Origin of the sequence: Streptomyces sp. NPDC057428 (assembly GCF_042803195.1) — a bacterium.
GTDB lineage: Bacteria > Actinomycetota > Actinomycetes > Streptomycetales > Streptomycetaceae > Streptomyces.
This window is the reverse complement of the sequence record NZ_JBHVCT010000104.1, coordinates 1-19,838: the sequence shown is the minus strand read 5'-3', so window position 1 is coordinate 19,838 and position 19,838 is coordinate 1. Positions and strand designations below refer to the sequence as shown.

Genomic DNA, 19,838 nt, shown 5'->3' with positions numbered 1-19,838 from the left:
AGCAGGCGTGGATCAACGACCCGGCCAAGCGCCGCGAACCCGCACCACAAACCTCATAGCATCACGACCGTCTCACTGGACTTGAAATCTTCCGTCGGTGGCGAGTTTCTGGTTCTCCCTGCGCACGGTCTTCAGTTCGGCACGCAGAGCCGCTATCTCGGCTTCCAGCGCCTTATTCGTGGCCTCGCCCACCCCGACGTCCTTCGTGTCCGTGCTTGTCGTACCGCTCTCGCCGCGGCGGGTCCGCTCGACCCGTACCCAGTTGCGCAGCGTCTCCCTGCTGACCCCCAGATCCCTGGCGACACCCTCGAGAGAGTGACCAGGGTCCGACAGGTACAGCGCGACAGCGTCCGCCTTGAACTCGGGCGAGTAAACCTTCATCACCATAAAAGATCCCTCCTACCCGGCCCCTGGCGGGGCCGGACTCAGAGGTGTCCACCACTCGGGGACAGGTCCCTCTGACGGATAAGGACACCGCACGCGAGGTGATCCACCGGTTCAACGAGATCGGCCTGGCCTGCCTAGACCCTCGCTGGGCGGGAGGCCGTCCCCGCCAGCTCACTCCTGACGACGAGGACTTCGTCGTCGCGACGGCCACCACCCGCCCGAGCAAGCTCGGCCGTCGTCATTTACCTGCACCGGGTCCATGGCCGCGTCATCCGGATCGGCCGCGAGGCAATACGGTGCCTGCTGGCCCGCCGCGGCGTCGCCTTCCAGCGCACGAGGACCTGGAGAGAGTCGCCCGACCCAGACCGTGACACCAAGCTCGACCGAATTGAGCACGTCCTGGACCGCTTGTTCGGCCGCGTTTTCGCGTTCGACGAGTTCGGTCCGCTGGGAATCCGGCCGACCGGCGGCTCGGGGTGGGCCGCTGCCGGGCATCCTGAACGGCGCCCCGCGACCTACCATCGCACCCACGGGGTCCGGTACTTCCACGGCTGCTACTCGGTCGGTGACGACACGCTCTGGCGCGTCAACCCGCGAAAGAAGGGGCGCCTGCAACACGCGGGCCGCCCTCAGATCGATCCGGGCGGCCCGCCCAGACGGCGCCCCCATTTTCGTGATCTTGGACAATTTGTCCGCGCACAAGGGCGAGAAGATCCGCGCCTGGGCCAAAAATCACCGGGTCGAATTGTGCTTCACCACCTACCTACGCGTCCTGGGCAAATCCGATCGAGGCGCACTTCGGGCCGCTGCGGCAGTTCACCACCGCCAACTCGAACCACACGGTCCAGACCCGGGCTCTGCACGCCTACCTGCGCTGGCGCAACGCCAACGCCCAGCATCGAGATGTCCTGGCGGCCGAACGCTGCGACCGCGCCCGTGTCCCGCAAGCACGGCGAGTCCGGAGTGTCCCTCTTCGGTTGCTCGCCGACCCTCTGCACCTCCCAACCGGCCTCCGACTCCGTCTGCTAAGGCCAAACGGCGCCTGAACAAAAAAACGCCTGACAGGGGCGAGAGGCACCGCCGGAAGCCACAGCGCGGGAGGGACCAAACTCGGCGTTCGGTCCCTCCTCTCTTTAGTCCCTCCGCAAAAGACCAGGTCAGAGCGATCCGCTGAGGACTGAAGGGACCGAAGGGACCGAAACTCCCTGTTCCAGCTGCGTGGGCGCGCGTGTATGCACGCGTACGTAAGGAGAGACCCTTACATATCCTGGTGCGCTGATAACTACGGAAATGAGTCCCTTCAGTCCCTCGGGTCCTGGGCACAGGTGCTCTGACCTGCGGAAATACCAGAGGGACTGTTTGGTCCCTGTTCAGTCCCCCGCGCCCTGCAGGCCTTCAGTCCCTCTGACACCCGCCTGGCTGTCGGATCCGTCTCGCCCCTGTCCGTAGCCGCGAGCTGAGGGACCGAAGGGACTGGTTCTGCAACAAGTACTCATGCCTCCCGCGGGGCGGTGCACCCGTCCGCTAGGCTCTCTTGTGCCATAAGGGAAAGTCAGTCCCTTCGGTCCCTCAGCCCCTCATGCCGTCCTCCCTGAACAGGTAAAACGTCAGGGACTCAGCTGAGGAACCCAATCCTGGCCGCACAAGAGGAACGGATCGACGAACAGTGCAGCGTCCCGCCGGCACCGCCTCGTCCGGAGTCGCGCAGCACCCGCGACCCGCGGACGTGGCCCGTTGGCTTGCAGGACGTCGGTGGCCGGTCCACCCACTTGCCCCCGGACGCAAGACGCCGGCAGCCAACTGCGAGCAGTGCCGTGTCCGCAGTCACGAACCGTCTGGCTGTCCGTGCCATGCACGAGGCCTGTGGTGTCACGGTTTCCACTGCGCGACCACCGAACTCGCCCGCATTGACGCCTGGTGGAGTCAGGAGCCCCGCGCAGGCGTGGGTGTGTCGTGCGGGCCGGCGCATCTCGTGGTCCTGGACGTCGACGCCCACACAGCCCAGGTGCCGGACCGCAACAGGCTTCTGCCGGGTATCCAGATCCCGGAACAGGTCGACCTGGCCGGGCTGGCCTCGGGCTTCGACACGCTGGCTCTCCTAGCCGCCTACCGGCAGCAACCGAACCCGGCCGAGGACGAGACGACCCTGCGCGTCCGCACTCCTTCCGGGGGGCTCCACATCTGGTACATCAACCCGGCACCCGCCGTGCGTTACCGCTCCTCCACCGGATCCAGCCCCAGGACCGCGCTCGCCTGGCAGGTCGACGTACGAGCTCACGGGGGATACATCGTGGCCCCCACCACCCGTACCACGGCAGGCGTGTACACCCCTCTCGGAGCCGTACGTGACCCGGCGCCTCTCCCTGCATGGCTGGCCGCCGAACTGGCGCGCACGGGCCATGTCATAACCGAGTCCCCGATTCCCGGTCCGCGGCCGCGCGTACCGGCTCGTCTCCCACGTGCCGGCTCCGCGCAGGTGCTCCTGCAGCCGCTCATCGAGACCGTTCGTGAATGTGCCGTCCATGCCGAAGGCACAGGCTTCACCGAGAAGCTCAACCGGGCGGCGTACACGGCAGGCGGGCTTGCCGGAGCGGGGCACCTAAATCAGGCCGAAGCCCGCCAGGAGTTGGCAGAAGCCGCTCACTATGCTCGTCCCCGACAGATCCGCCGTAATGAGACGATCATCGAAGCAGCCTTTTCCGCAGGCGCCCGCCGCCCGTTCCACCCCAAAGGACTCGCATGAGTAGCGCCGAGAGCAGTCGCTTCGATGCGGCCGCCGCCGCTCAGCAGATGCTCGAGTTCGAGGCCGCTGCCCCCGCATGGGTTCCTCCCCAGCAGGTGCAGGCACCTGCCCTGGTGGACACACCCGCTCTGCTGCCCCCGATGCTCACCGACCGTGGTAACGCGAAGCTCTTCGCCCAGCTCTACAACGATCAGTTCCGGCATGTCGAAGGCCTCGGCTGGTACTGCTGGGACCAGTTCCGGTGGAAGCGCGTGGGCGGGGAGAAGGCCGCCCTGTGGGCGGCCGGCGACATGGCCGAGCAGATGTCCGCCACCGACCCCCGCGGCATCTTCAGCGACCGTGAGATCGCTCAGCACCGCCGGCGCACCATGTCCACCAGCGGCATGAAGGCCCTGCTCCACCAGGCGAAAGCAGCGCCGGTTCTCAGTCTCGACCCTGACGTCCTCGACGGCGACGCCTACTCGCTGTGCACTCCGGGGGGCGTCGTCGACCTGCGTAACGGCCGTCTGCACAAGCCTGATCCGCTGAAGGACCTGCACTCACGGGCCACTCACGTGGCTCCTCAGGCCATGCCGACCCCGCGCTGGCACGCCTTCCTGGACGACACCTTCGGCGACGACGCCAAGGGCCAGGAGATGACCGATTTCCTGCACCTGCTGCTTGGGTACTCCATCACCGGCGACGTCGGCGCACAGGTCCTGCCCTTCCTCTGGGGCAAGGGCGCCAACGGGAAGTCGGTTCTTCTGGACGTCATGATCCAGGTCATGGGGGACTACGCCGACGCGGCCCCGCCCGGCTTCCTCATGGACAAGGGCAACTTCGCCGAGCACTCGACGGAACTGACGGAGCTGCACGGCCGCCGCATCTTCGTCTGCAGCGAGCTCAAGCCCAACGACAAGTTCGACGAGGCCCGGGTCAAGCTCCTCACCGGCGGGGACAAGATCAAGGCGCGCCGCATGCGGCAGGACTACTTCAGCTTCACCCCGACCCACAAGCTCTGGCTGCTCGGCAACCACCAGCCCGAGGTCGGGACGGGCGGGCACGCGTTCTGGCGGCGTATCCGCCTCATCCCCTTCGAACGTGTCGTCGCCGCCGACCGGAAGATCGACAACCTGGCCGGAGAGCTCGTCCAGGAGGAGGGCCCGGGCATCCTGCACTGGCTGATCCAGGGTGCGATGCGCTACCTGAACAGCCGGGACCCGCTGACCGGCCCGTCCTCCGTACGTCTGGCCACCGCCGCGTACGAGACCACCGAAGACCACATCGGACGGTTCCTGAGCGAGTGCTGCATGCGGCAGGGTCCTGACACGGGGGACCTGCGCGTGGAACAGGGGCTTCTCTACGGGACGTACACCGGATGGTGCAGCTCCGAGGGCATCCGGGCCGACACCGCCCGTGCCTTCGCCGGCCGCATCCGGCAGGAGATCGGACTCGCGTCCCCGGCCGAGATGCTGAAGTCCAGCGGCAAGAAGTACTACCCCGCTCTGGGCCTGCTGCCGGACGACCTCGTTCGTTCTGACGGACCGGCGGGTAGACGCCTATGAGACACCAAGGCCTGATGCCCAGGATCCGAACATCGTCCTACCATGGAAACGTTCCTGACCGCCGCACCACAGGGTCCTCACCGAGTGACCACATCCATCCGCACCGCCGCATCACCGACAAGGAGCTACGTTCATGAGCTCGCTGCTACACGAAAGCCAGCTCGCACACGAAGCGAACGTGGTGTGGCTGGAAGACCTCGACGAACTCGACTACGTCCGTCAGGCGCTCGACAAGAGTGCCCGCCGCAGTGGGAAGCCCCGCTACGCCCGTGACGGACGCATGGTCGGATACGCGGAACTGGACAAGGACGCCGAGGCCAACCCCGACAGCGGCCTCTTCCAGCGCCGCACATTCTTCCTGCTGCCTCACGACAGGCCGAACGAGCCCGAGGGTCTGTACAAGGAGGGCGCCCCGGGGGAGGCGGTCGATCCGCGGACGATCGAATCGCGCCGGGTGGGGGAGAAGACACCGCGTTCGCAGGGCAAGCTCAGAAACGAGATAGTGCCCTCCTGACGCACCCCTCGCCGCCATGGCCGTCCTGTTCCCCCGGCCTCGGAGATCCGGGCCCTCGCGCCGGCGCACGGCGGTGGTGGGTTCGTCAGTTCCTGTGAGGTCCGCCCGGGGCCATGCCCTGCGCACGCTCCCCGCCGCGAACTCCGTTCGACTTCGCGGCGGGGAGGACGTGCGGAGTGGTCACCTCTGGCGACGCAGTTGGCTGACCGCGGCGACGGCCCCCAGGCAGGTGATCACCGTTGTTCCGAACGCGTTGCCTCCGGACAGGACCGCTTCTGCGATCCCTGAGCCGCTGTGTGCCTTCAGCATGATCACGACGAGGGCGACGACGCTGGAGAAGAGCACCATCACCAGCAGCCACAGTGCCCAGGTGTGTGACTGCGGAGCGGGAGATGGCGTGGCCGGAGCAGTGGACGACGTGGCCGGAGCGTGAGACGGCGAGGTCGGGGAAGTCACGAAGATCCATTCTCGGGTTGAAGTGAGCTGATGTCAGGTCGGTGCGGCGGTCGGAGCTCTACGGACGCCCAGCACGATCCGGCTGCGTTCTCTCGTCCGGATCCGAGATCCTCAGGCGCCCCACGAGGGCCGTACGGGTCTCCTCGACCGCCGCAGCGAGGCGGCTGTGGGCTGTGGCCTGGCTGTCGAGCGCGGCGAGGGTCGCAACGAGGCGCTGCTGGTCCGCATACGGGGGAAGCAGCACAGGCTGGTTTCCCAGCGCCGCCGCGCTGATCGACGGCGCACCCGTCGCGGTCGCCCGGTCCCGCACCCAGGCAACCGATTCGGGCCGCCCCAGGTAGGTGGCGAGAAAGCCGGGGTGGACGCGGGTCCGGTGCTTGTCGATCACTCTGAGCCGGATCACGTTGGTGCTCATCAGCCAGTCGGCTCCTGTGTCCTGCACCAGTGCGGGAGGACCCATGGCTCCGGTCCGGACACAGAGGATGTCCCCGGGCGCGAGCCGGAAGCGGTCCAGATGGCGAGCCGATCCATTGGTGACGTGCCGGTGGTCATCGGCCACTTCCTCGATACGGCCCTCGCGCAGGTTCTGGGGAAAGACGAGCGGCACGCCGCCGTCGCGCGTCATGTGCTTCTTCAGCAGGCTGTATGACGGCCCTGCCTGGATTTCGCACAGGTCGGACAGCACCACGCTCCTCCACCCGACGGCATCATCCAGGCTCTTCCCGCACTCCATCTGCTCCAGCCGTTCCAGAGCCGAGGCTGCGGCGGTGTCCGCATCCCGCACCTCCCGCTTGCAGACCTCCAGTTCGGTCAAGGCCAGGGAGCAGGCCGCGTCGGTGGTGTCCTGGCGGGGTCTGTACGCATCGATGTGGTCCATGGGGCTGAGCGACCAGTCCCGAGCCTCGACGGTCTGCCTGGCCACGCCCGCGCTCGGCACGGCCGGTGTCTGCCCGCCTTCGCCCTGGTGGGCGCCCGCGTCCCGGTAGGCGTCGACGATGGCCTGCACGTCCGCGTCCAGAAGGATGCGCTTGCCCCGGACCGGGGTTCCCACCTGCCGGGCATCCAGGAACAGGATCTCGTCGCAGGCCTGCGACGGGTGGACCAGGAACCACACCGAGACAGGTACGGACGTGTGGGAGAACAAGCGGTCCGGCAGGGCGACAACAGCCTTCAAGACGCCGCGTTCCACCAGGGCCCGGCGGATGCTCTTCTCCGACCTGTTCGCCGAGTTGCCGGCCTTGTTGGGCATGATCACGGCTGCGGCGCCGCCCTCCTCCAACGCGCCCAGGACGTGCTGAACGTAGGCGAGGTTGTCGTTGCCCAGGGGAGGAGGTCCGTACGGCCAGTCGCCCTCGACGCGCGGTCCTCCGGTGGAGTCACTCATGTTGAACGGGGGATTGCTGAGGACAAGGGAGAACTGGTCTGCGGAAAGCGCCGCGGACGCAGCCCACGGGGGACCGCCGGAGGAGACGAACACGCGGGGCCGCACTCCGTGAAGGGTCAGGTTCACGGTCGCCAGCGGTGCTGTGTCCCGCCCGTGAGTCAGTCCGCAGACCCGCATCCTGTGCGGAGCCACCCCTTGCTCCGCACACCGGGTTGCCGCCGCGGCGAGCAGCTCCCCGCCTCGGGCGTACGGGTCGTAGACGCTCAGCGGGGCTCCGCCCGCCGCGTTCTCCTCGGCGATACGGACCATGACGCGCGCCACGGCACGCGGGGTGAAGAACTCGCCGCTGTCCAGACCGGCCAGCAACTCGTATTCGTCGAGCATGAGCTCGAACGCCCCGTGCCCGAGTCCGTCCACCAGATTCACCACGTGCCGCAGATCCCCGTACGAACGGGGTTCGAGGCGCACCAGCGCCTGGCGCATCGCCGGGCGCATCCCCCTCAGCCTCAGCTGCTCGTCGACAGCCGCGGCGATGTGCCGCAGGAGAGCAGCGGCGCCGTCCGAACCCTCGCCCGTGCGGGACGTCGTGACGACGTCGTCCCAGTGCGGCCCCTCGAGCTGCCGCAGGAAATGCAGCGACACAAGCAGGTTCACGTAGTCGACCCGGGAACCGGCTCCTCGTACCCGGTCGCACAGCCGCCCCATGAGTTCACGTACGCGGTCGGCTTCGCGTGGATCGGACGGGGTGCCCGGTTCCATCGGCCGGGGCGTCTCCGGGGCGGCGACAGGCGGTTCTCCGGCAAGGGACCGGCGTGCCCGTGCTCCGTAGGTCGTGCCGTCCGGATCTCCCTGCAACCGGTGCCGGGGAATGACCCGCTTGTCCATCCAGGTGAAGAGGTCGGTGCGACGGAACAGTTCTGATTCCCCACCGCGCTCCGGGGACGGAAAGCCGGGGGTGTGGCGCCACAGTGTGACGGTCGCTCGGGAGACTCCCGCCAACAAGGCGATCTCCGCTTGCGAGTGGAGCTGATCCCGGTGGTCAGCAATGGACATGGTCTGAACTCCCTCGTGGCTGCCGTTCGGCGGCCTTCTGCCTCTGACAGTAGGGAGAGCGACCCACCTACGTCAGGTGCGCACTGACAATGCGCACTCTATTGAACGAGGCTGCTCCCCTTCTGCGACTTCGCGCTGTGCGCCACAAATCTGCACTATGGCGGTACCCAAGCGGCTTCCCCATCATCCCAGCGGTCGGCCTCTTCTGAAGGGGGTTCAGATGTAAGCGTTTCGAGATGGCGGTTTCCCTCCCCGACGCCGTCGGGTGTCGCTTCCACAACTCGTACGCTTCCGCGCAGTACTTGCCCCGCCCGGTGCGCCGCCGCGAGATCTGTAAGACCTCCAGCAGGTCCTGCTTCGTTCGCCTCGTTATGGTTGCTTTGCGTCATGATGGGGGCGTGGACTACAGCCTTGTGATTGCCGCAGCTCAGGCTGCCGGACCGTGTCAGCCCGGCGAGGAAGCCTCCTGGGGCCGCCGCGTGCAGACCCTGACGGTCGACCTGCACATGATCGCCAAGCAGGCTGCGCAGGACGTCGACCGCCTGGAGAGCGCCAAGACGTTCGTCGCTCTTCTGGAGAAGGTCGAAGTCGAGGAGACCAGCCGCCGCGGCCTGCTCACACTGCGCCCGCCGTCCGGCGACGCGGAGACCATCCGTACCGAGCAGGAAGAGACGGACCGCGGGCGTCTGCTGATCGAGCGGGCCCGTTCCCTTGTCGGCCGTTGGGTGCTGGTCTATCGGTACAACGAGGAGAAGGCCGGGAACCGGCAGCACAACGTGCGCATGCTCGCCCACCTCGTCGACCTGGGCGACGGCGCGATCTCCGTGAACATGGCGAAGAAGGTCCTCCTGGACGACGCCGCCGGCGTCGTGGCGCGCGCTCAGGGTGCGTGGGGGAGCGCAGGGCTCCCGGACACCGGCACGGTCAGTGTGGAGCAGCTGCAGAAGGCACGCGCAGAACTCACGATGTGAGAGCCGTGTGCTCCAGCTTCTCGCCCGGGGTCGCTGCACGGCACGTGGCGAGGTGCTGTCCTGGGCCGGTCCCTCCTGGATGTGCACCCGGACATGAAGCCGGCTTCGCCGCCCACAAGGCGTTCGTGATCCTGGACGGCACGCTCCTGTCCATCGACCGCATTGCCGCCGACCGCCCCCACTGCCATCCCCGCACACGGCCTCTGCGGACACAAGGCACTCCGCCCTCACCCACCCCGGCGAGCAGGGTGCCTCCCTGCTGATGCTGATGGCGAAGTCCCGGCACAAGAAGCCGGAGAACGTCCGCCGCTACTTCAAGCCCTCTCCCAAGGCGTTCTCGGAGCTGACAAGCCTGCTCGCCCCTGGCGATAGCAGACGGTGAAGCACACGTGGTTGGTCGGCAGGGGATGCCCGCCGTCAGCTCGTCTCCGGCCCGAACCGGCGCTTGTACGCCGACGGTGTGATGCCGGTCTCGCGGCGCATCAGCATGCGCAGATTGGCAGCGGTGCCAAGTCCGCTGCGTCGCGCGACCATCTCGAAGCGGGACTCACCTCGCTCGATCAACCGGCACGCCAGAGCAAGCCGTTCCGCCGTCAGCCACGCCAGCGGCGTCGTGCCCAGTTGCGCCTGGAAACGCCGATGCAGCGTCGCCGGACTGACCGCCGCACGCGCCGCAAGGCTGGATACGCTGAGCGGTGAGTCCAGCCGTTCCTGGGCCCAGGCCAGAACGGGCGCCAAGGACTCGTCCGGCAGGTCGGGCATAGGGCGCTCCACGAACTGCCGCTGTTTACCGCCCCGGTGCGCCGCGAAGACCAGCCGCCGGCTCACAGAGTTGGCGACCTCCGCGCCGTAATCGCGGCGGACCACATGCAGCCCAAGATCGAGCGCAGCTGCACTGCCTGCCGCGGTGAGGATGTCACCGTCATCCACGAACAGCACGTCTGCTTCGAACTGGACAGAGGGGAAGCGGATCCGGAAGGAATCCGCCCACTGCCAGTGCGCTGTGGCCCGGCGCCCGTCGAGGACTCCGGCCTCGGCCAGTGTGAAGGCGCCACTGCAGAAGCCGACCAGGCGCGCACCTCGGGCGTGTGCCCGGCGGACGGCATCGAGCACGGCGGGGCGGCGGGGCACTTCGATGTCCGGGCGATTGGGGACGATCAAGGTGTCCGCCGCGTCGGCCGCTTCCAGGTCGGCGACTCCCGCGAGCGTGAAGAATCCGTCTCGCATCAGGGTGTGGGGCTCGGGGGAGCAGAGCCTGAAGTCGTAGAGATCACGGCCGATCTCCGGTCTGCGCAGACCGAAGACTTCGGTCGCGCAGCCGAGCTCGAAGGGGTTCGAGTTCTCGTCCACGATCACGACGACCCGGTGTATGCCCGCCGCGTGAGCTGCGTGCGAGGATTCTTTCGCCATGTGCAATTCCTAGCACTCATGGCGTCAAGCGAAACGGCTCAGGATGAGCACATGAGTAGCGAACCCATCCCCCTCAGCAAGGCTCTGGCCTCCTTCGATGCCTTGTGGAGCCCCCGCATAGTCACGCGTGTCAACGACTATGACGTCCGCATCGCCAAGGTCGAGGGCGAACACATCTGGCACGTGCACGACGACACCGACGAGTTCTTCCTGGTACTCGACGGTGAGCTGCGCATCTCCCTGCGCGAGCCCGACGGAGAGCGCACGGTCCTGCTCCCACAGGGGGCCGTCTTCACCGTTTCCCGAGGCACAGAGCACAAGCCGTATGCCCCGTCCGGCGCCGCAATCCTCATGTTCGAGCCCACCGGGACACCGACCGTGGGGGATCGCCACGACGAGATCCCAGAGCACGTCGACTCAACAACCGGACACGCACTCAGCACCTGACCCGACAGGCTTCGGACACGGCCGACTTTGCCGCAGGCAGCGAGCACCACGTCAACATGCTGGACCGGTACTCCTTCCAGTTCCCCGACCTGCCTGGCGGCCTGCGGCCCCTGCGGGACAAGAACGCTGCCCCCGACGACGAGTAGGTGCCGACGCGAGGCGATCGGGCGGAAAGTCGGACCGGGCCGTACGCGGTGACTCCGACCCTTGGATTGCGAGTCCGACTGTCCCCTTTGTGAGCAGCCCTGCCTCCTGTGACACCGGGTGTCAGCCGCCCCGCGTACGGTCTGCGCATGGCTACTCAGAAACCCCCCGGGCAATCGATACGTGACTTCGCGACCTGGCAGCCCGTACTCAGGCTCTTGCGGGCCGCCAAGGCGGACAAGGCCGGTGCAGAGCCCATACGCGTGGCGGGTCGCATCGGGCGAAGCGGTTGGAGTCTGGCCCTCCCGCACCCGGTGCCACCGCCCGGTCGAGCCCTCCAGACCGATGACATACAGGACAGGCTCGACGCGGTGGAGCGGGTGCAGACCGCGATGACGGAGGTTGGCGCCGACGACGTCTCGTTCTCGGCGAAGATCGAACCGACCGGGACGACCGTGCTTCGTCTGCTCGGTCCCAGCCCGGCGGTGGAACCCGGGATCGGAAACCCTCATCCCGGTGCAATCATCCTGATCGAAGACTCTCTTCCCGAGCCCTGGCGCCGCCTCCCCGATCCGACGCACGAAGCGAGACCGGCCTCCTCAGCGGACCCGGAGTTGCTGGAGCGGACGCTGCGGGAACGGCTACCCGACGCCATCGGCGCGACGGAGGAGGAGATCGCCACCGCCGAAGCCCGCCTGGGCGTCTGCCTGCCCGAGGAACTCAAGGTGCTCTACCGGGTGACCCGGGCGCGATGGGAGGATTGGGGCGACGACTACGAAACCGCGGATGGTGTCTTCGGAGCGGTGCGCTGCGAACTCTCCTCCGTGGACGACCTGTACACAGCCGAAGCCTCGACCCGCCACTGCCGTTGGGAGCACGCTGCCATGGAGGCGGTCGTCACGTGCCCCGACGCCGCGGTACAGGGCGTTGTCGGGTCACCCGGGTGGATCGTATTCGGCGAGAACGGCGGAGGAGACCAGCTGGCGGTCGACCTGACGCCCGGCCCCCGCGGACACACCGGGCAGATCATCCTGCTCAGCCACGAGGAGAGCGTCGGCGCCGAGTTGCTGGCCGACTCGCTCACCGACTGGGTCCTGGACCGGGAGACGCACGAGCGCCGGCACCGCAGGGAGGAGCCACCGCCCGTGGCCCACGTCAACCATGCGAGCATCAAGAGCGTCCGGGAAGCCGCCCACCCCGGCCTGGAAGTCCTCTCGATCGGGGTGTGGGACGGAGCGCCGTTCAGCCTCTCCCCGGTCATCGGGCTGCCCCGCCTGCGCACCCTCGCCGCGTACGCCGGTACGCTCGCCGACCCGCTGGAGATCGCCGAGCTCACCAGCCTGGAATTCCTGGAACTCGGCCCGCAGGATTGGCGTGTCCTTCTGGATGCCAGCGCCGTCCCCCGGAGCTTGTTGGCTGCGTCCATCAAGGCGTACGGCGACCACGACCCCCTGCCCATCGTGTCCATCGCCAACGAAATTCTGGCTCTCTGGGACCGGCCCCAGATCATCCAGACTGTCGTGGAAGGAAACCTCGGACCCCTTGCGTAGGCCCGCACAGCCAGGCTTTTTCACTCCTCTAGCTGAGGCGGTCGAGGACGTCCTTCACGCCGAGACGGCCGACGGCGGGATCACGCGCCTGCGCTGGTACTACTTCTGCCCCGACGTCCTCACCGCGGTCGGCGACCGGCTGGCCGTGCCTGGCAGGCGCCGGGCGGTGCCGGCGTCCCGGTACACGGTCTCCAGCACGTAGTCCTCACGGGCCTGCCCGCGGCGGCGGGCCTTGGTCCGGGCGCCCTTCGCCTTGACCGGGCAGCGGCGCCCGGCGAAGTCCAGGTCCTCGATGTTCACGCCGAGGATCTCCTCCGCCCGGCCCGAGGTCTCGTAGAGCATCCGCCACAGGGTCTTCCCCCGGAGGTGCACCTCGCGCGTGTGTCGTAGGCCAGAATCCGCGGCGGCCGACAACGTCGCCTGTTTCTGCGATCAGAAGCAGCCTCGCCGGAGCCAATGCTCCGTTGCGGAACGAGACTGATCTCCGGTGGTGGGCCACCTGCACCGGTCCAGCCAGAGGGATACCGAAACGCGGACCGGGCGCCGTGTCCCCAATGCAGGGGTGGCGCCCGGCTCTCATCATTGTCAGCGCGTCTCGGACACGAGTGCCGTACGCAGCCGCTCGTAGGTCGGGGCAAGTTGACGCAGGAGGCCGGCCAGGGCCTGGTCATCGCTCGTGACCAGCGGGTGCTGAAGGCTGCCGACCAGCCGGGATTGCCCGGCAGCGACCGCCGCCGCACCGGAGAGTCCCAGCGACTCCAGGCAGTGTGCGGCGTCGGCGAGGCGGCGCGCGCCCACCCGAACGGCGAAGTGTGCCATGAACCCGCGCGTGCCCGTGTCGAGTCCCCCGTCCGCCCGGGCGGCCAAGGCTTCCACGCCGGCGGCCCCGCCGAGCGTTCCCGGAGGAACGGGCCGGTCGCCGCGGCCCGCCAGCCACCGCTGCGCGTCGGGCAGAGACCGTCGCAGCGCCTCTTCCGGTGTGACCTGTCGCTCCCGGGCGAAGCCGGCGCGCATCACGTAGGGGGCGTCGACGTAGCCGATCGCCTTGGCCTCCCACGCGCTGAGGAAGTCCGCGACCGGCAGCGTTGCGTAAGGGTGGCCGTGTGGATCGTGGAAGACCACAGTGCCGGCGTCGATCTCCACCACCACCACGAAGTGGTCACCGCCGTCGGCGGTAGGTGTGCCCGGTTGGTGGAGCAGCAGCCCCATGTCGACGGGGCCGACCAGGACGGGCCCTCGGGCGGACGCCTCACGCAGCCGTTCCTCAGCCTCCTCGGCTGTGCCGCCGGCAGTCCGCTCGCAATGGGCGCCGAGCAGGGCGGTAGCCGCGTCCAGGCCCAGGTCCGGGTCCCAACCGTAGGGGTCGAAGAGCGGCAGGGTGCCGCCGATCAGCTCGAAGCCGAACGGCGAACCGGTCAGCACCTCGATGACCGCCGGAGGGGCCGCGTCGCCAAGCACCATGGCCAGGGAGTTGGCGTAGCAGTACGGGCCGGAGCCGATGTAGTGCGCCATTGTCGTCCTCTCTTCGGCCGGGTCAGACGGCGATGATGGGCTGCTGAAGCTCTGTCACCCACGCGGTGGTGTCGGCGGGGCAGTCCAGGGAGACCTCGCGGGCAAGCCCCACGGGGCGGTAACCGTGAGCGGCGATCCAGTGATCGAGCGCGTGCGCGGTGGGCAGCACGCCGTCCATCGGCCCGTGGTGGATGATCGTGGCCGCCAGCGGGACGCCGGGCACCTCAACTATCGGGAGACCACCTGCCTCTCCGGCCACCGGTATTGCGGCCCGCACGGTGATGATCGGGTCCTCGCCGGGTGCTTCCTCGTAGCGAGCAACGCCGGGGCCGACCGGGGTGGTGCCCGCGTCATCGAGCCGACGGCACAGTTCGTCGAAGAGTGGGCCGATGACCGGCCCGATGTCCTGTGGTTCGAAGCTCGCTGCAGTGGCGGTTAGCTCGGCCGCCCGGATCGGGGGAAGGGAGGTGACGACAACGTCGTTGGGAGGCATGGTGCCCTCGCTTTCGATCGTCCGGAGCCTTGCCTCGACCCGGGCCATTCGTGCCGCCGCCTCGGTGGCGGCGGATTCCAGCTCCGCCCGGCGCAGCCGCAGCATGCCGCGGAGCTCCTCGGTGCTGATGTCCTCGTCGAGGATCGACCGGACCTGGTCCAGGGTGAATCCCAGGTCCTTCAGGGCGATGACGCGGTTGAGCCGGGCGAGCTGGGTGGCCTGGTAGTAGCGGTAGCCGCTGTACGGGTCGACGTGGGCCGGGCGCAGTAGCCCGACGGCGTCGTAATGGCGCAGCATGCGGACCGACACGCGGCCATGCCTGGCAAAGTCTCCGATGGTGAACATGACGTCTCCCAGTGCAGGCCCTGACACGGTGGGAGAGTCAAGCACAGGATCACGCGTCCACCCGTTGTCCTGCACCGTTCTCTCCTCCGGCGCGGAGAGTCATCAGCGGACGGAACAGCTCGTCACCGACGAGCCGCCCGTCGACGCGGTGCGGCGCTGACGGCTTGTTCTTTCGTGAGGTTCTCCGTGACGGCCGCCAGCTTCTCCTTCACCTCGCTGTGCTTGTCGGCCAGTTCCTGCTTGGCAGCCGGTGTGGACTTCTGTGCCTTGAGGCGGGCCTGGAACTCTTCGACGAGGTCTCTGTGGTCGCCGTAGGCGACATCTCGCCTCAGGCTGGACTCGCGCAGGAGTTCGGTGGCCGTGAGCCGCCCTGACTCCGGCCGGAGGGGGGCTGGCCAGGAGCCGGTCAGCGGCACTCCGCAGCGCGGCACGCTCGGCTTCCCGGTCCCGGGACGTCGACTCGGCCCCGTTCATCTCCCCGCACGGCATCGCCAGTTGACGCGCACGACAGACACCGATTCGCTGCTCTGATGAACGAGCTTCATATCCAAGCGGTGGACGACAACGCCGCGATCCGCGACTGGCAGTACGCCCACAATCTGATCGTCCCCGGCGACGTGCTGTCGCTCGACGATGTCCGTGCACGCACTGAACGCAATCACATGGAGGTCGCCTACCTCGGCGACGTCCTGATCGGATGCACCACCGTGCGCCCGCCCACCAAGGACAACGGCGCCACCGCGACGGTCATCGCCCGCGTTCTGCCCGAGTACCGCCGTCGCGGTCTCGGCACTCGACTTTACGAGCGCGCCCTGGAGCAGGCCCGCGCGCTGGACGCTCAGGTGATCGAGACAGTCGTACTCGCGTCCAATCCAGATGGACTGCGCTTCGCCGAACAGAACGGCTTCGCCGAACTCGAACGCTATCTCCTGCGCGAGGGCGACACCGTGCACTGGATCGACCTGCGTCTGACCTGATCCGCCGGACACGCCCTAAGGTCCCAGGTCACGAGCTTTCCGGCATAGGAGGAGTCGGCGTCGGCCAGCCGCCAGACCTGCTGGCGGACGCCGGCCGACGCGGCAGGAATGACCCGCAGGGCCTTCTCCTCAGAGGTGGCGAGGGTGTCGACGAGGCGGGAGACCGTCGGGTCGGAGGCCACCGGCCCGGCCCCGGCCAGCTCGGCCCGCAGCATCCCGTGAGGTGGACCTGGTCGCCGAGCACGACGCGGACCTGGACGTGGCCGCGCTGTGGGCCGCGGTACCGCGTACGGCGGTGGCGACGGTCGGGCTCCTGGTGCCGAGCCGCTGGAGACCTTGGTCACCGGGCGGTACCGGTAGTGCGGTTCGGCTCCCGAGCCGGTTCGGTGTGCCGTCGGATGAGGTAGCGGCGCAGTTCGTCCGCGCCCCACACGATGAACGGGTAGGGCAGCAGCAGGAGCAGGGTGCTGGCGGGCAGCGGGGCCGTGCCGAGGGGACTTTGGAAGGCGGGGGTGTAGACGAAGATAGCGACGAGGAGGATATCGCTGGCGATGGCGGCGAGGAGGTAGCGGTTGGTGGTGACGCCGATGGATCGCAGGGAGGCGCGCTGGGTGCGTACGGCGAAGGCGCCTCGCATCACCCAGGAGCTGATCCGATGGGCCCCACAGAGATCAACGGCATCCCAGCGCACCCTCTGCTCGTCCACTTCGTCGTGGTGCTGGTGTCTCTCACCGCACTGGTCCTGCCGGCCTGTGCCCTGTGGCCCTCGGTGATGCGCAGGTTCGGTCTGGCCCCGCCCGTCTTGGCACTGGTGACCTTGGCGGCCGTTCCGCTCACCACCCATGCCGGGGAATGGCTCGCGGAACGCGTGAACGAGAACGCACTGCTGGAACGGCACACGGAGATGGGGAACGGGCTCCTGCCGTGGGCCGTGGGACTGTTCGTCATGGCAACGGCACTCTGGTGGACCTACCGGCACGTCGGAACGTCCCCGACCCCCGACGCGAACAGGTCAGCCGGTACGAGCGGTATGCGCGCCACACCCCTGCGGATCGCCGCCGTCCTGCTCTCGCTCGTGGTGGCGGTCGGAGCGATCGTGCAGGTCTACCGGATCGGCGACTCGGGAGCCAAGGCGACCTGGGGATCGGGCGTCCTCACCCTTCCTGTCGCCCGCACGAGCACCTGACCGGTGCTCAGGTGCGTCCGGGTCGCGCAGCGGGTGCAGGCTGAGGTTGTTGAACTTCAGCGGGGACAGTCGGGCGACATCCTCGTCGCTGATCTCGTTACTCTCGGCGCGCAGTTGGGCAAGCACGGCATCGAGGCACTTGCTCGATAACAGCAAGAAGCGCTTTTCGGCGCGTCAGAGGTGAAGGTTGTCGTTCGGGGGGCCGGAGAGGCGCGGTGACCGTACCGGATCGGGATGTTGCGTTTCGGTTCGACACGGACCAAAACGCAGCAGCGGCAGAACAGCGTAGGATTATCTTAATCAGCTTCTTGCTGTTATCTAGTTTCTCATCACGAGATCCGTACGCTGAAACCTATGCCGCCACCCCCCAGCTGCCCCTCCGACGCCTTGGCTGCCATCGGTCACTTCCTCGATGCGCTCGAAACCCGTGGGTGCACCTACGGGACGCAACGGCTGCGCGCTCACTTTCTCCATGAGTACCTCGAGCATGCCCTGCCCCAGAAGCGGGACGCTCCCCTCACCGTCGGCGAACTCATGGAGCCCGCCCGCGCCGAGGCCTGGCTCGCGGCAGCGGCGGCCGGCGGCACCCGCACCCGCAACACCCTCACCGGACCCGACGCCATGGCCGCCGGCAACACCCAGCGCGCCCGCATCCAGACATGGAACTCCTTCGCCGAACACCTCGGACTTCCCGTGCGCCTGGAAATACCGGCGGCCACGCACGGCGATTGGCTGGGTCCGGAGGAGTCGCGAACACTGCTCCGGGCCCTCGCGGTGAAACGTCCCTTCGGCTCCAACGCCGCCACTGCGATCCGCACAGCGGCGGTAGCCGCCCTCGTCGCCGCAACCGGCCGCTCCGTCCCGGATCTGCACTCCCTCGATGTCGTCGACGTGGACCTGGCGCACCGGACCTTCCCGCAGATCGTCCTGGACACCGGACCCCACCCGCTGGACAGGGACACCGTGGAGATCATGCGCCGCTGGCTCGACGTACGCGCCGGCATCACCCGGCAACTTGAAGGCAGCGACCCGGGATATCTGTGGATTCCCACGAAACCGGGAAGGCCCCGCGGCGGCGAGGAACCGCTGAAACCAGGACTGACCCGGGCAGCTGTACGCACCCTTCACTCCGCCCACCGCAACCTCGTCCTGCAGGTCTTCGGAGCACCGGTGCGCCCCGGCGCGCTGATCCTGCCCCGCCCCTGACGCCGCTGCATACCGGGGCGCCGCCTTCAACCTGCCAAGTGATGCCGGCTCACGAGCACCCACCGCGGGCCTGCCTTCCGCCCGGTCTGCAACTCGGCCGGGTAGGCCTGTGACTCCGTTGCTGAATTGTCTGCGGCGGTCTGGAGTTGTTCGGCATGATCGTCGGTGCGGTCGTTCTGTCTGCCCCGGCCGCAGGGAGGTCGGCGCGGTGTCCATGCGGCCTGGAGGTCTGCCACCCATTCCGGAACAGACGGTGCGTACGGCTCGTGCCGCCTTCCCCAAGGGAAGCCTTCCTATGCGGGTCCGCGACCACTTGGCCGAGGTCTTCGATGACGCCTTGTTCTCCGGGGTGTTTCCCGGTCGTGGTGCTCCTGCCCAGTCCCCGGCCCTGCTCGCTCTGGTGACGGTGCTGCAGTTCACTGAGAACCTCACCGACCGGCAGGCCGCGGAGGCAGCGCGGGACCGGCTGTCCTGGAAGTACGCCTTGGGCGCGGAACTGTCCGATACCGGCTTCGACTTCTGCGCGTTGTCGAGGTTCCGTGCCCGGCTGGCCGGTGACGGGATGGAACGGGTGCTCTTCGACCGGCTGTTGGAGCACTGCCGCGAGGCCGGGCTGGTCAAGGCCGGGGGTAAGCAGCGCACCGACGCCACCCATGTGATCAGTGCGGTCCGTGACCTGAACCGCACGGAGCTGGCCGGGGAGAGCGTACGGGCGGCGCTGGAGGCTGTGGCGGTGGCGGCACCGTCCTGGCTGGCTGGGGTGATCGACGTCGCCGAGTTCGCCGAACGCTACGGGCCGCGCGTCGATGGCTGGACGATGCCGTCGTCGAAGACCAAGCGGGAGCGGCTCGCCCAGGTCTTCGGCCAGGACGCGCTGGCCTTGTGCCGGGCTGCCTGGTCCCCCGGCGCCCCGGTGTGGATCCGTGAGATCGAGGCGGTCGCCCTGCTCAGGCAGGTCCTCGTGCAGACCTACACCGTCCGCGTCGATACCCGGGGACGGGAGGTGGTCAGCAAGCGGGACGCCGACAATGACGGTGTCCCGCCCGGCAGTACCCGCCTGGCCTCCCCCTACGACCCCGACGCCCGCTGGTCCGCCAAGGGCGACGACCTCTTCTGGTGCGGCTACAAGATCCATCTCACCGAGACGTGCCACGCTCCGGCCGAAGCCGAAGCCGAAGCCGAAGCCGAAGCCGAAGGCTGTCTCCGTGTCCCGGCACCGAACCTGATCACCGACGTGCACACCACCGTCGCCACCGTGCCCGATGTGAAGGCGACCGAGCAGATCCAGAAGAACCTCACCGAGCGCGAGGTGAAGCCCGCCGAGCACTATCTCGACTCCGGCTACCCCTCGGCCGACCTGATCACTGCCGCGGCCGGGCAGGGCATCACCATGGTCACTCCGCTCCTGGCCGACCACTCGCCCCAGGCCAGGGCCGCCGAGGGCTTCGACAAGGGCGCCTTCCGCATCGACTGGAAAGCCCGTCAGGTCCGCTGCCCCGAGCACTCCACCAGCGCC

18 protein-coding genes and 4 pseudogenes are annotated in these 19,838 nt (G+C 68.1%); 13 read left to right on the top strand and 9 right to left on the bottom strand.

All coding sequences use genetic code 11. From position 1 onward, the window contains the following. Nucleotides 1-72: 72 nt before the first annotated feature. A complete protein-coding gene (locus ACFU5K_RS27730) occupies nucleotides 73-387 on the bottom strand; it encodes a transposase (RefSeq protein ID WP_384066438.1) in 315 nt (104 codons plus the stop codon). Between the two features lie 23 nt (nucleotides 388-410). Between ACFU5K_RS27730 and ACFU5K_RS27725 the strand changes: the two are divergent. The 4 genes and pseudogenes from ACFU5K_RS27725 (at nucleotide 411) to ACFU5K_RS27710 (ending at nucleotide 5,188) form a co-directional block, all read left to right on the top strand. After that, nucleotides 411-1,433: pseudogene (locus ACFU5K_RS27725) on the top strand (IS630 family transposase). A 680-nt stretch (nucleotides 1,434-2,113) separates the two neighbouring features. Beyond that, nucleotides 2,114-3,130, top strand: a complete 1,017-nt coding sequence (locus ACFU5K_RS27720; protein ID WP_384066440.1) for a bifunctional DNA primase/polymerase — start codon at nucleotides 2,114-2,116, stop codon at nucleotides 3,128-3,130. Further along, a complete protein-coding gene (locus tag ACFU5K_RS27715; RefSeq protein ID WP_384066437.1) occupies nucleotides 3,127-4,674 on the top strand; it encodes a phage/plasmid primase, P4 family in 1,548 nt (515 codons plus the stop codon). The genes ACFU5K_RS27720 and ACFU5K_RS27715 overlap by 4 nt, the downstream gene beginning before the upstream one ends. 133 nt (nucleotides 4,675-4,807) lie before the next feature. After that, nucleotides 4,808-5,188, top strand: a complete 381-nt coding sequence (locus ACFU5K_RS27710) for a DUF6009 family protein (protein ID WP_384066435.1) — start codon at nucleotides 4,808-4,810, stop codon at nucleotides 5,186-5,188. A gap of 180 nt (nucleotides 5,189-5,368) precedes the next feature. Here ACFU5K_RS27710 and ACFU5K_RS27705 read toward each other — a convergent pair whose 3' ends face one another. After that, entirely contained in the window at nucleotides 5,369-5,644 is a 276-nt protein-coding gene (locus ACFU5K_RS27705) for a hypothetical protein (protein WP_384066433.1), read from the bottom strand. 58 nt (nucleotides 5,645-5,702) lie between these two features. After that, nucleotides 5,703-8,081, bottom strand: coding sequence for an N-6 DNA methylase (locus ACFU5K_RS27700; RefSeq protein ID WP_384066431.1), 2,379 nt, complete (start codon nucleotides 8,079-8,081; stop codon nucleotides 5,703-5,705). Between the two features lie 398 nt (nucleotides 8,082-8,479). Here ACFU5K_RS27700 and ACFU5K_RS27695 point away from each other — a divergent pair, with 398 nt between their 5' ends. From ACFU5K_RS27695 to ACFU5K_RS27685, 3 genes and pseudogenes are all read left to right on the top strand, one after another. Then, nucleotides 8,480-9,052, top strand: coding sequence for a hypothetical protein (locus tag ACFU5K_RS27695; RefSeq protein ID WP_384066429.1), 573 nt, complete (start codon nucleotides 8,480-8,482; stop codon nucleotides 9,050-9,052). Nucleotides 9,053-9,156: 104 nt separating this feature from the next. Then, nucleotides 9,157-9,234: pseudogene (locus tag ACFU5K_RS27690) on the top strand (IS5/IS1182 family transposase); the annotation flags it as partial. A 32-nt stretch (nucleotides 9,235-9,266) separates the two neighbouring features. Further along, a pseudogene (locus tag ACFU5K_RS27685) lies at nucleotides 9,267-9,434 on the top strand (site-specific integrase); the annotation flags it as partial. A gap of 35 nt (nucleotides 9,435-9,469) precedes the next feature. On the opposite strand, the gene ACFU5K_RS27680 reads toward ACFU5K_RS27685, so the two are convergent. Further along, nucleotides 9,470-10,462 carry a helix-turn-helix domain-containing protein gene (locus ACFU5K_RS27680; protein ID WP_384066427.1) on the bottom strand — a complete coding sequence of 331 codons (993 nt, stop codon included), beginning with the start codon at nucleotides 10,460-10,462 and terminating at the stop codon, nucleotides 9,470-9,472. A 51-nt stretch (nucleotides 10,463-10,513) separates the two neighbouring features. Between ACFU5K_RS27680 and ACFU5K_RS27675 the strand changes: the two genes are divergently transcribed. Both ACFU5K_RS27675 and ACFU5K_RS27670 read left to right on the top strand, forming a co-directional pair. Further along, nucleotides 10,514-10,909, top strand: a complete 396-nt coding sequence (locus tag ACFU5K_RS27675; RefSeq protein WP_384066425.1) for a cupin domain-containing protein — start codon at nucleotides 10,514-10,516, stop codon at nucleotides 10,907-10,909. 293 nt (nucleotides 10,910-11,202) lie between these two features. After that, nucleotides 11,203-12,603, top strand: a complete 1,401-nt coding sequence (locus ACFU5K_RS27670; protein WP_384066423.1) for an SMI1/KNR4 family protein — start codon at nucleotides 11,203-11,205, stop codon at nucleotides 12,601-12,603. Between the two features lie 150 nt (nucleotides 12,604-12,753). On the opposite strand, the pseudogene ACFU5K_RS27665 reads toward ACFU5K_RS27670, so the two are convergent. The 4 genes and pseudogenes from ACFU5K_RS27665 to ACFU5K_RS27650 all read right to left on the bottom strand — a co-directional run. Then, nucleotides 12,754-12,981, bottom strand: a pseudogene (locus ACFU5K_RS27665) (site-specific integrase); the annotation flags it as partial. Between the two features lie 207 nt (nucleotides 12,982-13,188). After that, nucleotides 13,189-14,115 carry a hypothetical protein gene (locus ACFU5K_RS27660; RefSeq protein WP_384066421.1) on the bottom strand — a complete coding sequence of 309 codons (927 nt, stop codon included), beginning with the start codon at nucleotides 14,113-14,115 and terminating at the stop codon, nucleotides 13,189-13,191. 22 nt (nucleotides 14,116-14,137) lie between these two features. Continuing rightward, nucleotides 14,138-14,953, bottom strand: coding sequence for a MerR family transcriptional regulator (locus ACFU5K_RS27655; protein WP_384066419.1), 816 nt, complete (start codon nucleotides 14,951-14,953; stop codon nucleotides 14,138-14,140). Between the two features lie 122 nt (nucleotides 14,954-15,075). Further along, the gene (locus ACFU5K_RS27650; protein WP_384066417.1) at nucleotides 15,076-15,384 is read right to left on the bottom strand and encodes a hypothetical protein; all 309 of its coding nucleotides are present in this window, start codon (nucleotides 15,382-15,384) and stop codon (nucleotides 15,076-15,078) included. Between the two features lie 99 nt (nucleotides 15,385-15,483). Here ACFU5K_RS27650 and ACFU5K_RS27645 point away from each other — a divergent pair, with 99 nt between their 5' ends. Next, entirely contained in the window at nucleotides 15,484-15,930 is a 447-nt protein-coding gene (locus tag ACFU5K_RS27645) for a GNAT family N-acetyltransferase (RefSeq protein ID WP_384066416.1), read from the top strand. Nucleotides 15,931-16,270: 340 nt separating this feature from the next. Here ACFU5K_RS27645 and ACFU5K_RS27640 read toward each other — a convergent pair whose 3' ends face one another. After that, a complete protein-coding gene (locus ACFU5K_RS27640; RefSeq protein WP_384066414.1) occupies nucleotides 16,271-16,567 on the bottom strand; it encodes a cation transporting ATPase C-terminal domain-containing protein in 297 nt (98 codons plus the stop codon). 18 nt (nucleotides 16,568-16,585) lie between these two features. Here ACFU5K_RS27640 and ACFU5K_RS27635 point away from each other — a divergent pair, with 18 nt between their 5' ends. The 3 genes from ACFU5K_RS27635 to ACFU5K_RS27625 all read left to right on the top strand — a co-directional run. After that, nucleotides 16,586-17,116 (top strand): DUF2231 domain-containing protein, encoded by a 531-nt coding sequence (locus ACFU5K_RS27635; protein WP_384066413.1) that lies wholly within the window; start codon nucleotides 16,586-16,588, stop codon nucleotides 17,114-17,116. A 354-nt stretch (nucleotides 17,117-17,470) separates the two neighbouring features. Beyond that, on the top strand, nucleotides 17,471-18,322 hold the full coding sequence (locus tag ACFU5K_RS27630; protein ID WP_384066411.1) for a hypothetical protein: 852 nt from the start codon (nucleotides 17,471-17,473) through the stop codon (nucleotides 18,320-18,322). A gap of 253 nt (nucleotides 18,323-18,575) precedes the next feature. Then, the coding region (locus ACFU5K_RS27625) for a transposase (protein ID WP_384066409.1) at nucleotides 18,576-19,838 on the top strand (1,263 nt) is incomplete at its 3' end.

Excerpts from the sequence above, each read along its gene's own strand:
- ACFU5K_RS27655 (WP_384066419.1), bottom strand. The coding sequence starts at position 14,953 with ATGTTCACCATCGGAGACTTTGCCAGGCATGGCCGCGTGTCGGTCCGC.
- ACFU5K_RS27670 (WP_384066423.1), top strand. The coding sequence starts at position 11,203 with ATGGCTACTCAGAAACCCCCCGGGCAATCGATACGTGACTTCGCGACC.
- ACFU5K_RS27680 (WP_384066427.1), bottom strand. The coding sequence starts at position 10,462 with ATGGCGAAAGAATCCTCGCACGCAGCTCACGCGGCGGGCATACACCGG.
- ACFU5K_RS27640 (WP_384066414.1), bottom strand. The coding sequence starts at position 16,567 with ATGCGAGGCGCCTTCGCCGTACGCACCCAGCGCGCCTCCCTGCGATCC.
- ACFU5K_RS27675 (WP_384066425.1), top strand. The coding sequence starts at position 10,514 with ATGAGTAGCGAACCCATCCCCCTCAGCAAGGCTCTGGCCTCCTTCGAT.
- ACFU5K_RS27730 (WP_384066438.1), bottom strand. The coding sequence starts at position 387 with ATGGTGATGAAGGTTTACTCGCCCGAGTTCAAGGCGGACGCTGTCGCG.
- ACFU5K_RS27700 (WP_384066431.1), bottom strand. The coding sequence starts at position 8,081 with ATGTCCATTGCTGACCACCGGGATCAGCTCCACTCGCAAGCGGAGATC.
- ACFU5K_RS27630 (WP_384066411.1), top strand. The coding sequence starts at position 17,471 with ATGCCGCCACCCCCCAGCTGCCCCTCCGACGCCTTGGCTGCCATCGGT.
- ACFU5K_RS27645 (WP_384066416.1), top strand. The coding sequence starts at position 15,484 with ATGAACGAGCTTCATATCCAAGCGGTGGACGACAACGCCGCGATCCGC.
- ACFU5K_RS27635 (WP_384066413.1), top strand. The coding sequence starts at position 16,586 with ATGGGCCCCACAGAGATCAACGGCATCCCAGCGCACCCTCTGCTCGTC.
- ACFU5K_RS27715 (WP_384066437.1), top strand. The coding sequence starts at position 3,127 with ATGAGTAGCGCCGAGAGCAGTCGCTTCGATGCGGCCGCCGCCGCTCAG.
- ACFU5K_RS27660 (WP_384066421.1), bottom strand. The coding sequence starts at position 14,115 with ATGGCGCACTACATCGGCTCCGGCCCGTACTGCTACGCCAACTCCCTG.
- ACFU5K_RS27710 (WP_384066435.1), top strand. The coding sequence starts at position 4,808 with ATGAGCTCGCTGCTACACGAAAGCCAGCTCGCACACGAAGCGAACGTG.